The organism is Leclercia adecarboxylata, assembly GCF_006874705.1.
Classification (GTDB): Bacteria; Pseudomonadota; Gammaproteobacteria; order Enterobacterales; family Enterobacteriaceae; genus Enterobacter; species Enterobacter adecarboxylatus_C.
The window spans coordinates 874218-885540 of record NZ_CP035382.1 but is presented as its reverse complement, the minus strand read 5'-3'; the positions used below and the strand labels follow the sequence as shown (position 1 = coordinate 885540).

The 11323-nt window shown below is 59.4% G+C and carries 12 protein-coding genes; 3 read left to right on the top strand and 9 right to left on the bottom strand.

Annotation, left to right across the window (positions count from 1 at the left end; genetic code table 11):
- Nucleotides 1–99: 99 nt before the first annotated feature.
- Nucleotides 100–330 (bottom strand): SymE family type I addiction module toxin, encoded by a 231-nt coding sequence (locus ES815_RS05135; protein ID WP_142486910.1) that lies wholly within the window; start codon nt 328–330, stop codon nt 100–102.
- A gap of 190 nt (nt 331–520) precedes the next feature.
- Between ES815_RS05135 and ES815_RS05130 the strand changes: the two genes are divergently transcribed.
- On the top strand, nt 521–865 hold the full coding sequence (locus ES815_RS05130; protein WP_185902388.1) for a nitrous oxide-stimulated promoter family protein: 345 nt from the start codon (nt 521–523) through the stop codon (nt 863–865).
- Between the two features lie 3 nt (nt 866–868).
- On the opposite strand, the gene ES815_RS05125 is transcribed toward ES815_RS05130, so the two are convergent.
- From ES815_RS05125 to ascF, 6 genes are all read right to left on the bottom strand, one after another.
- A complete protein-coding gene (locus ES815_RS05125; protein WP_142486908.1) occupies nt 869–2101 on the bottom strand; it encodes an MFS transporter in 1233 nt (410 codons plus the stop codon).
- A gap of 13 nt (nt 2102–2114) precedes the next feature.
- Nucleotides 2115–2876, bottom strand: coding sequence for an ABC transporter ATP-binding protein (locus ES815_RS05120; protein WP_142486907.1), 762 nt, complete (start codon nt 2874–2876; stop codon nt 2115–2117).
- Nucleotides 2876–3913, bottom strand: a complete 1038-nt coding sequence (locus ES815_RS05115) for a FecCD family ABC transporter permease (RefSeq protein ID WP_142486906.1) — start codon at nt 3911–3913, stop codon at nt 2876–2878. Before ES815_RS05115 ends, ES815_RS05120 begins: the two co-directional genes overlap by 1 nt.
- Nucleotides 3913–4911, bottom strand: a complete 999-nt coding sequence (locus ES815_RS05110) for an ABC transporter substrate-binding protein (RefSeq protein WP_142486905.1) — start codon at nt 4909–4911, stop codon at nt 3913–3915. The genes ES815_RS05115 and ES815_RS05110 overlap by 1 nt, the downstream gene beginning before the upstream one ends.
- A gap of 193 nt (nt 4912–5104) precedes the next feature.
- On the bottom strand, nt 5105–6529 hold the full coding sequence (locus ES815_RS05105; RefSeq protein ID WP_142486904.1) for a 6-phospho-beta-glucosidase: 1425 nt from the start codon (nt 6527–6529) through the stop codon (nt 5105–5107).
- Nucleotides 6530–6547: 18 nt separating this feature from the next.
- A complete protein-coding gene (gene ascF / locus ES815_RS05100) occupies nt 6548–7999 on the bottom strand; it encodes a PTS cellobiose/arbutin/salicin transporter subunit IIBC (RefSeq protein ID WP_142486903.1) in 1452 nt (483 codons plus the stop codon).
- A gap of 244 nt (nt 8000–8243) precedes the next feature.
- Between ascF and ES815_RS05095 the strand changes: the two genes are divergently transcribed.
- Nucleotides 8244–9263, top strand: coding sequence for a LacI family DNA-binding transcriptional regulator (locus ES815_RS05095; protein ID WP_142486902.1), 1020 nt, complete (start codon nt 8244–8246; stop codon nt 9261–9263).
- Here ES815_RS05095 and ES815_RS05090 read toward each other — a convergent pair.
- Entirely contained in the window at nt 9258–10910 is a 1653-nt protein-coding gene (locus ES815_RS05090; RefSeq protein WP_142486901.1) for an SgrR family transcriptional regulator, read from the bottom strand. The two genes, ES815_RS05095 and ES815_RS05090, sit on opposite strands and share 6 nt — an antisense overlap.
- Before the next feature lie 43 nt (nt 10911–10953).
- Between ES815_RS05090 and ES815_RS23745 the strand changes: the two genes are divergently transcribed.
- Nucleotides 10954–11118, top strand: coding sequence for a hypothetical protein (locus ES815_RS23745; protein ID WP_185902387.1), 165 nt, complete (start codon nt 10954–10956; stop codon nt 11116–11118).
- Between the two features lie 29 nt (nt 11119–11147).
- On the opposite strand, the gene ES815_RS23740 is transcribed toward ES815_RS23745, so the two are convergent.
- Nucleotides 11148–11306, bottom strand: a complete 159-nt coding sequence (locus ES815_RS23740; protein WP_185902386.1) for a hypothetical protein — start codon at nt 11304–11306, stop codon at nt 11148–11150.
- Nucleotides 11307–11323: the final 17 nt, after the last annotated feature.

The following is an 11323-nucleotide window of genomic DNA, read 5'->3' as shown; positions in this document are numbered from 1 at the left end:
CATTTCTTTGAAAATAGTGCTGTTCAGGCGACGTTAGCGTCGTGTATTGCCGCTATTGTCGCATGAAAAAAACACCCGGCGCAGCAAAATGTCGCGACTTTACGAGGCCTCTTCCACAACCAGTTCGATCACTAATTTTCCCTGTTCTACCAGCACCCGTACCCGGGAATGGGTTTTAAAACCCGCCTCTTCCAGCCAGTCGCCTTTTAGACTTAGCGCGGCGTGCACGCTGTAGCGCGTTGGGATCTTGGTCTTGCGATCCTCGTGACGTTTTCTGAAATAGCCCACGGTGAGATGACGGCTGGGTCTGGAAATACACATATCCGACATAGAAACTCCTTTTTCTCAGGGAAGGATCCGGTGAAATAAACACCTGTATAAAATGCCAGTAAAAAGAGGCGGAGACAAACGCATAACTGCGAAGCGCCTTCAGAAAATGAAATGTAAAATATGAAATCTGGCTGAATATCCGGCCTGAAAAAATGTATTATAAATGCAATTTATCAGTGGATATCAGGCTATGTCAGGAAAACGTATCGCGCGCGAAAAAGAGACCATCCGCAAGATGATTGCGCTCTATGAAAAGCAGTGCCCGCAGGCATCGAAAGAGGCTGGGCACTATCCGGCACTGAATGATTATGCCGACAAGCGGCTGGATAAATGCGTGTTTGGCGAGGAAAAACCGGCCTGCAAACAGTGCCCTGTTCACTGTTATCAGCCGGCTAAACGGGAAGAGATGAAACAGGTGATGCGCTGGGCGGGGCCGCGGATGCTCTGGCGACACCCGATTTTAACGGTTCGCCACCTGATAGACGATCGCCGCCCGGTGCCGGAGCTGCCGGAAAAATACCGTCCGAAAAAATAACGCTCAGGCGCGTGGCCTGCGCATTGGCCGACAGATAACGACCATGGCGAGGGCGCTGCAAAACGGAAACACCGCCAGCACCAGCCACGGGTACATCGCCCCGACAGAGGGTGTCAGCGCCCGATCGAGCAGATCACCCAGCAATAAATTCCCCGCCAGCACCGCGCAGCCGCCTGCGGTCGCCAGCGCGCCGTAATGCGCGCCTAAGGTCGCTTCGCTGGCAAACCACGGCACCACGTCTTTGCCCGCCGGCACCAGCAGCATCTGCCCGGTAGTCAGCAGCGTGACGAAGCAGGCCGCAGGCAGCAGACGCAGCCAGCCGGCCGCTGGTTCTGATGGCGCAAAGAGCGCGACGCTCAGGAACGATACGGCAATCAGCAGAAAGCCCACCGGCAGGATCCGCACTGCGCCCACCCGTCGGGCAAAGCGCGCCAGCGGCAGCTGAAAAAGGATCACCAGCCCCGACGCCAGCATAAACAGCGGGCCGAGATCTTTTTCGCTGCCTCCGGCACGCTGGATCTCGACCGGCAGCGCCAGATAGAGCTGGTTATAGCTTAACAGCCAGCTGCTCCAGGCGATGATGAACGCCACGAACCGCGGCTGGCGAAAGGTGGTCCACCACGGGGTTATCTGCAGCGGCTGGTTTCTTGCCGACCCGGCCGGCAGGCAGAAGAACAGCACGATCAGCGCCACCACGAAGACCGCGGCCCCTGCCAGCGCCACCTGGCGAAAGCCCAGGCCAGTGAGCAGGGCGCCCGCTACCGGCCCAAGCACTGCCCCCAGCTCGCCGCACACCGCAAACAGCGCGAACCACTCGGCGCGGCTGCGTTTGCCCTGCACCTCGCTGCGGGTTCCGGCTTTTGCAAGTAAGGCTTCAATGGAGGGAGAAAATAGCGCGCCGCCGATCCCGGTGAGGCACGCTCCGGCGATGATAACGGGCAGACTGTAGCCAAAGGCCAACAGCAGGTAGCCCACCACCCGCACCACGCAGCCGCAGAGAATAATCACGCGCGCGCCGTAGCGGTCGGAGAGGGCACCGCCGACGATAAACATCCCCTGCTGGGAGAAGGTTCTCAGCCCGAGCACCAGCCCGATAAGCCCGCCCGAGAGCAGCATATCGTCGCGTAAAAAGATCGCCAGAAAGGGGACAACGGCATAAAAACCGATGTTGAAAACAAACTGGCTGCCCAGTAAGACGGGCGGCCAGAGTTGTGTTGCGGGACGGATCGGGAACACGGCTTACCTCGCCTCAGACGAGGTAGTGAATATGTTTTTTGCCGTGATAAGGCGACAGCTCAATGCGGGTTTTCACCCGGAACACCTCCCACAGCAGCTCTTCGGTAAGAATTTCCTGCGGCGTGCCGGTAGCAACAATACGCCCTTTCTGCATCACAATCAGCGCATCGCAGAACATCGAGGCGTGATTAAGGTCGTGGATGGCGACGATGCTGGTGACCGGCAGCTGGCTGATCAGCTGCATCAGCTGCATCTGATGATGGATATCCAGGTGGTTGGTGGGTTCATCCAGCAGGATCTCGGTCGGCATCTGGGCCAGCGCCCGGGCGATGTGCACGCGCTGGCGTTCACCACCGGAGAGGCTCTGCCAGCCCTGATCGCTGTTATGCAGCATATCCACCGTCTTCAGTGCCGAATTGACGGTCTCGTCATCCTGCGCCGTCCAGCCGGAAAATGGGGAGTGGTGCGGAATACGCCCCAGCTTCACCACGTCCCGCACGCGCATGTTGGCATCGGTCATACCGTGCTGTTCCACAAAAGCCACCCGACGGGCGAGCTGCTTTTTGGCGATCCCGGCAATGCTTTTGCCATCCAGCGCGACGGTGCCGGTATGCGGGCGACGCAAACCGGCAAGGATCCGCAGCAGCGACGATTTGCCGGAGCCGTTTGGCCCCAGCAGACCGACGGTCTGCCCCTGCGATACCGCCAGCGAGACATTATCGACGATGACCTTTTTACCCACCTTCCAGGTGATATTTTCAGCAGTGATGCTCATCACTTATTCCTTGAACGATAGATAATCATGGCAAAGAACGGGACGCCAACCAGCGCGGTGACCACGCCAACCGGCAGGCTTTGCGGGGCGATCAGAAGACGGGAGGCGATATCCGCCAGCACCATCAGGATCGCGCCGGCCAGCGCGCTGGCGATGAGCAGCGTGCGGTGCAACGGGCCAAAGAAGAAGCGCATCACGTGCGGTACCACCAGGCCGACAAAGCCAATGGAGCCCGCCATGCTGACGATGGTCGCGGTCATTAACGCGGTGACGATAAACAGGATCAGGCGCACCCAGGGCACGGCGATCCCCAGCGAGGCGGCGGCATCGTCGCCAAAGGTGAAGGCGTCGAGCGCGCGGGCGTAATAGAGGCAGATCGCCAGACCCACCAGCACCATTATCAGGACCAGCTGGAACTCGGGCCATCTCACGCCGCTAAAGCTGCCCAGCAGCCAGAACATCACGTCGCGCGCCTGCTGGGCGCTGGCCGAGGTGCTGACGGTCCAGGCGGTGATGGCGTTAAACAGCTGCGAGGCGGCAACCCCGGCAAGAATGGTGCGTTCACTACCGCCGCGCGCGCCGTTGGTCAGCAGGGCCACAAACGCAAAGGCGGCAAAGGCTCCGGCAAAGGCCCCGGCGGAGAGGGTGACGGTGCCGCTGCCAACGCCCAGCACCACCACGGCGACCGCGCCGGTGGACGCCCCGGCAGACACGCCCAGCACGTAGGGCTCAGCGAGGGCGTTTTTCAGCAGGCTTTGCAGTACCGCACCGCAAATCGCCAGCCCCGCGCCGCAGCAGGCCGCCACCAGCGCCCGGCTCAGGCGGAAGTCCCAGATTACGCTCTCGTAGATGCGGTTGAGCGGAACCTCGGTTAAGCCGATTTTGTTGGTAATGGCATAGAACACGCTCTGCAGGGGGATCGACAGCTCCCCCACGCTGACGCCGATGGCGATCACCAGCAGTAACGCCACTATCGCCAGAAAACCCGATGCCGGCAGCAGCCAGTTATGTCGGGTCTGTTGAACCACTGCGGTCATTAATTAAGTCCCATCTTTCTGAGCTGTTCACCGACCTGTTCCGCGCCGTAGATAGTGCGGATGGTTGGGTTCATCGCCTGGCCGTCCATGATCACAATGTGACCTTTTTTAACGGCTTCCAGCTGGCTGACGGCCGGATCGTTCTTCAGGAATTTGATTTTCTCCTGGGCATCGTCCAGCGCCCAGCGATTACGGTCGAGGCTGGAGACCACGATCACGTCCGGGTTGGCGGCAATAATGCTTTCCCAGCCGACGGTCGGCCATTCGGTTTCGGAGGTGATGGCGTTGTGGCCACCCAGCACGTTGGCAATAAAGCCGGAGGCGCTGTTTTTGCCGCCGACGTAGGCGTCAGAAGAGGGGGAAGAGCTGGAGAACCAGAAGACGAAGGAGAGGTCTTTTTTGTTTTTGCTGAATTCGCTGCGCAGATCGGCTTCGCGCTTTTTGAAGTCGGCAATCAGCGCCTGGCCGCGATCTTCCACGTTAAAGATTTTGGCGAAATCTTCGATCTCTTTGTACAGGAAGGTCATATCCCACAGCTTCTGGCGGCTGCCGTACATATCGCCAATATCTTTTTTGGTGGCGCACATGCCCGGCGACATATAGCTGTTCACGCCCACGGTCGCCAGATCTTCGCGTTTGGCGACTTTACTCTCCGGGCCCAGCAGCAGCGGCAGCTGCGCCGGAACGAAGTCCGGGTTTTGCGCCAGGATAGACTCCAGAGTGGGGATCTCGACGGTCAGCGTTTTGACTTTTTTGTTCTGTTCAGCCAGCTGCGGCAGCACTTTGGTTGGCCAGAAGGCGCTGGCGGCTACCTTATCTTCAAGGCCCAACAGCAGCAGAATTTCAACGGTATTTTGTCCCAGCGCCACGACGCGTTCCGGCGCTTTGGTGAAGGTTTCTTTATATCCGCAATTCTCAATCGTCAGAGGATACGTGGTCGCAAAAGCCGAGCCTGCTGTTGCGATCAGCAATCCTAATGCGCTGATGACCTTTTTCATGGAACGCTATCCTTCATTAATGTAGTTATGGCAGCCCGGGCACCTGGCTGAGAATGAATATCATTTATTTCGGCGGAGTTTTATACAATGATATATTCATGGTGTCAATGAACGATAATAACGCCATGAAACTATTGGGTTTGAGAGGACGTTTGTAGGCCGGGCAAGCGTAGCGCCGCCCGGCGAAGGGGGATTAATCTAAATCTGCACCGTTGCTGGTGATCACTTTCTTGTACCACCAGAACGATTTTTTGCGTTTGCGATCGAGGGTGCCGTTCCCGGCGTCATCGCGATCGACATAGATAAAGCCGTAGCGTTTGCTCATCTCGCCCGTTGAGGCGGCCACCAGATCGATGCAGCCCCAGCTGGTGTAGCCGATCAGCGGGATGCCGTCTTCAATCGCATCGCCCATAGCGCGGATATGCTCCCGCAGGTAGCTGATGCGGTAGTCGTCGTTGATCTCGCCGTTAGCGTCAATCTCATCTTTCGCCCCCAGCCCGTTTTCCACCAGGAACAGCGGCTTCTGGTAGCGATCGTACATCATGTTCATGGTGATGCGCAGGCCCAGCGGGTCGATGCCCCAGCCCCATTCGCTCACCTCGATGTGCGGGTTGCGCAGGGACTTGACGATGTTGGCCGCGCTGGTGTTGCCCGCGTTCATATCCGCCGAGGCGCAGCGCGAGGCGTAATAGCTGAACGACACAAAATCGACGGTGTGTTTCAGCAGATCGTCATCGCCGGGATCTTTGACAATCACCACCCCTTTTTCGCGGAACACGCGGGCAGAGTAGGCCGGATAGCTGCCGCGGGCCTGTACGTCGATAAAGAACAGGTTCTCGCGGTCTTTCTCCAGCGCCATCCACACGTCTTCCGGTTTGCAGGAGTATGGGTAGAAGTTACCGCCCGCCAGCATGCAGCCGACCTGGTTTTCCGGGTTCACCTCGTGGGCAATTTTGGTCGCCAGCGCGCTCGCCACCAGCTCGTGGTGCGCTGCCTGGTACTTGACCTGATCTTCGTTTTCGCCTTCCTCAAACACCAGCCCGGCGCCGGAGAAGGGGCTGTGCAGCATGATGTTGATCTCGTTGAAGGTCAGCCAGTACTTCACCAGTCCGTTGAACTCTTCGAAGCAGGTGCGTGCATAGCGGGCGAAGAAGTCGACCATCTTGCGGTTGCGCCAGGAGCCGTACTCGGTCACCAGATGCATCGGCACGTCGAAGTGGCACAGGGTCACCAGCGGCTCGATGTTGTACTTTTTGCACTCTTCGAACACCGCCCGGTAAAAGGCAATTCCCTCTTTATTAGGCAGCGGCTCGTCGCCGTTCGGGTAGAGACGGCTCCAGGCAATCGAGGTACGGAATACCGTGAAGCCCATCTCGGCCATTAAGGCGATATCTTCTTTATAGCGATGGTAAAAATCGATCGCGTTGTGGCTGGGATAGAACTCGTCGTCACGCAGCGAAAAGCGTTTTTCCTTGCCGACTTTTACCGCCAGGCGGTTAGCGCCGTGGGGGATCATATCGACGGTGGTCAGGCCCTTGCCGCCTTCACGGTATGCGCCTTCGCTCTGGTTAGCGGCCAGTGCGCCGCCCCATAAAAATCCTTGTGGAAAAACTGACATTGTTACCTCGCTATACATTTATGCTTGTGCTGCTTTGGCCTGAACCGGTGCGGTTTGCAGCGCGCGCGCTTTTTCCGCTTCCTCTTCTACCGGGATATCTTCAAAGCCCAGGATCAGGGTCAGCACGAAAGAGAGCACCACGGCCAGGGCCATCACCCCGAATACCCAGACGATAGACATCGGGTTAGCCGGGTCGAAGAACTGGACGCTGGTAAACAGACCCGGCGCCGCCATGGAGTGGCTGGCCAGTCCGGCAATCCCGGCGACGGCGCCGCAAATAAAGCCGCTGATCAGGCTCGCAATCAACGGGCGTTTCAGGCGAACCGCCACGCCGTACAGCGCCGGTTCAGAGATCCCCGCCATGATGGCAGAAGCCGCTGCGGCCAGCGCCGTCTGACGCAGTTCCGGGTTTTTGGTTTTCCACGCCACCGCCAGCGATGAACCGCCGAGTGACAGGTTGGCGCCGATTTCAGACGGCATCACCATCCCTTCTTTGCCGGTTTCGGCAATGGTCTGAATGATGGTTGGGGTAAAGACGCGGTGCATCCCGGTCATCACCAGCAGCGGCCACAGCGCGCCCATGATGGCAACGGACAACCAGCCCAGATAGCCGTGAATGGTGTAAACCAGGGAAGAGATGCCGCTACCGATCCAGATCCCCAGCGGCCCAATCAGGACGATGGCGAGCGGGGCGGCAATCAGCACGATCAGCATTGGCTTAAGGAAGTTTTTGGTGACCGCCGGGGTAATTCTGTCCACCCAGCGTTCGATATAGGACAGGCACCAGGTCATCACCAGCGCCGGGATCACCGTGTAGGTGTACTTCACCGCGGTGACTGGAATCAAGGCAAACTCAACGTGCTCGCCCTGCGCCGCTTTGGCCATCAGCTCGATAAAGCTCGGGTGCACCAGCACGCCGGCAATGGCAATCGCCAGCGACATGTTGGTTTTGAATTTTACCGCGGCAGAGGCAGCCACCATCAGCGGCAGGAAGAAGAACGCCCCGTCGCCGATCACCGTCAGAATGGTCAGCGTCGGTTCGCCTTTGGTCAGCACGCCGGTCATCTCGAGGATCATCGCCAGCAGTTTGACCATCGATCCGCCGATGATCGCCGGGATCAGCGGTGACATGGTGCCGATCAGCGCGTCGAGGATCCCGGCGCCAATGCGTTTCAGGGTCAGCTTTTGCGGCCCCTGCGGCGCGGCAGGCTGCATGTCGGCGGGCAGCAGATTGACCACCTCGCGATACGCCTGGGAAACGGTATTGCCGATGATCACCTGGCACTGGTTGTCGTTGCGCACTACCCCCAGCACGCCGCTGATGCTCTTAAGCGTGGCGCTGTCGATCAGGCTCTCGTCTTTCGCCACAAAGCGCAGTCGGGTCATACAGTGGGTGACGGCGACGATGTTATCTTTGCCGCCGAGCGCGCTGACAACGGCATTCGCCAGCGCAGCATAATTTTTGGCCATCGGGTTGTATCCTGTTTTATCAGTAAGGTACGTCTTCATCGTGTGCAACGATGAAACTTATATAGGAAACCGGTTCCACAAAATCATGAAGAGTTTCCTGAGATCAAACAAGATCACGTTTTGACCATTTTTTATATTCGTGATGACGATCACCTAACGCCATAAAAAGCGTGCGATCCACGCTGCGACAATTTTTACGCGGTGCAGTACACTGCCGCTCACTGGATTAAGACGGAACAGATTGATGACCACGATGCTGGAAGTGGCGAAGCGGGCAGGGGTCTCGAAGGCGACGGTTTCCCGGGTGCTTTCAGGCAATGGCTACGTGAGCCAGGAGACAAAAGACCGGGTTTTTCAGGCGATTGAAGAGAGCGGCTACCGCCCCAATTTACTGGCGCGCAACCTGGCCACCAAACGCACGCAAACCCTCGGGCTGGTAGTGACTAACACCCTTTATCACGGGGTCTATTTCAGCGAGCTGCTGTTCCACGCCGCCAGAATGACCGAGGAGAGAGGGCGTCAGCTGATCCTTGCTGATGGCAAGCACAGCGCCGATGAAGAGCGGGAGGCGATTCAGTATCTGCTCGATATGCGCTGTGATGCGATCATTATCTACCCGCGTTTTCTCAGCGTCGATGAGATGGATGAGATCATCCAGAAGCACGAGCAGCCGGTGATGGTGCTCAACCGTCGCCTGCGCAAAAACAGCAGCCACTGCGTCTGGTCGGATCATAAAGCCTCCAGCCAGGCGGCGGTATCGACCCTCATCGAACAGGGCCACCGCGATATCGCGTTTATCACCGGATCGCTGGATTCTCCCACCGGGATTGAACGTCTTTCCGGCTACAAGGACGCGCTTGCTGCACACCGCATTCCGCTGCGCGAATCGCTGATTGTCGAGGGCAAATGGACCCCGGCCAGCGGGGCGGCAGGGGTGGCGACGCTGCTGGCGCGCGGGGAGAGTTTTACCGCGCTGGTAGCGAGCAACGACGACATGGCGATCGGCGCCATTAAGCAGCTCCACGACCGCGGGATCGCCGCGCCAGGGGTGGTTTCGGTGGTGGGTTTCGATGATATTGCCATGGCACCCTACGTGGTGCCCGCGCTTTCCAGCGTGCGCGTGCCGGTGACGGAGATGGTGAAAGAGACCATCAGCCGCCTGATCTTTATGCTCGACGGCGGGGAGTTCACCTTCCAGCAGACCTTTGCCGGGGAGCTGATCCTGCGTGATTCGGTGATCCCCGGCCCGCACCGCCGATCATAATGCCGCCGCCGGAGGCAGCCAGGCGCGGGTAAAATCGAGCCAGCCGCCTGCGGTCAGCACCATATCCTGCACGTTTTCCAGGGCGTTGATCCGGTAGCGATAATGGAACAATGGCGTGCATCGGCCCTCCGCCAGCAGGCGCTGGAAAAAGGGCGTCAGATGGGCGTGAAAATGCGCTTCGCTGTCGCTGTTTTGCATCAGCTGCTGTTTCGCGGTCTCCCAGCCCGCCTCGCCCAGCGCCGTGGCCCAGGCGGGTTCATAGATAAACCATTCTGCCAGCGCAAAGGCTGCCATTCCGGTTGCCAGATGATCCCCCAGCAGCAGATCGGCGTCCGCCAGCGTATCGGGGGCATACCAGCCATCACGATCTTTCCACTCGGTGTGCAGCTCACAGCCGTGCGGCTGTAGCTGGTGCCGCCAGCTTTCAGCCAGCTCGCGCAGTTCAGGCGTGTTGTAGCACACCAGTTTCAGCCGGGGCGGCAGGTTGATATCAGCGGGCGCGGGCAGGCTGGGCACCTGTAGCCCGGGGAGGATTTCAGTGTGGATCTGCAGATCTTCACGCTGGCCAAAGCGCTGCTGGTTGAGCGTCAGGGCGGTCTGGCGCAGATACGCGGCCAGCGCTTTGGGCAATGTTGCATTCACCATCAGCCATGCAAAACCGCCGCTGGTTGAGGTCACCGCTTCCTGCGGGGCGCTGCCTTTCCCTACCGTGATCCATGCCGGTTTATCGGTTACCGTGCCGGTGCGCCAGAACTCAATGGCGTGCAGCAGCGGATGGGCGGCAAAGTACCAGGGCTGGCGCTCGAGGCGCAGAAAATGCGAGTGATGACGGGCAATGGCGAACGGCCCGGCGCCGACCTCCGGTTGCCGGGGGTACGGCAGACGGCAGATCGGATGGGCGAGGCGATGGGCCAGCAGCGCATCCGGGGCATGCAGATACACCGCCAGGCACCAGGGGGCGACGAGGGTGACCGTGTCGATATGCATCAGCCCGCTATTGCGCGCCGGATCGGCCAGCAGCAGCTGCATCGCACTCAGAATATCGTCGTCGCTCAGCGGCTGACCGTTGTGCCAGTGAGCGCCGCTGCGCAGGTAAAAATGCCAACGCAGTCCGTCCTCAGAGCAGGCCCAGTGGTGCGCCAGATCGGCCACCGGCTGCGCCTGACCCGGTTCATAACGGGTTAACCCGGCGTGGACCGCGCAGATAATATGCTGCTCGGCGCGCCGACGATGCAGCGCCGGATGCAGGGAGGTGAGCGGGCGATACCAGGGAATGCGCAGCGTTGGCTGATGCTTGAGCCATTTGCCGCCGAGAAACGGAGTGATGATGTGATGCAGGCTGGCCGGATCGCCGTCCGCCAGCTGGAGGGCGCTCTGATAATCACCTTTCTCCAGGCAGGCGTGCATCAGCGGGGCGCTGAGTTCGCTGGTGGTCACCAGGCAGTGCAGGGTGGCGCGATGCCCGCGCCCCGGCTGCGCCTTCCAGCTTAACCAGCCGCTTTCCGCCAGTTGGCGTAGCAGCGTGCGGGCGTGGCGTTCGCTGCACAGGGCGACTTCCGCCACCTCGGCGATGGTGGTGAGTCTGGCGCTTAAACCGTAATGCACGGCGAGCCGCTGGTACTGGCGGATTTTCTGGATCTGGCGCATGGCGGCATCCCTGACAAAGGCGTTGCGAAGAGTGTAGGGCTTTTTGCGCGATAATAAACGTTTTGCCGGGTGGCGCTTCGCTTACCCGGCCTACGGGACGGGTGCTGGCTGCTTTGCCGGGTGGCGCTTCGCTTACCCGGCCTACGGGACGGGTGCTGGCTGCTTTGCCGGGTGGCGCTTCACTTACCCGGCCTACGGGACGCTGTAGGCCCGTGCAAGCGTAGCGCCGCCGGGCAATCAGTGCTTGATCTGACTGACCGGCAGCATCAATTCGCGCAACCGCTCGATGCGCGCTTCCGGGCTGAGATAGAGCCAGCGAAAGAGAATACGTTCATGTTTTTTTGCCTGTCTGAACCAGGCAGCAAGATAGTTAAGTTCCTGGGTGAAGTTTTTCATTGGCGGTCTCCGGCTGA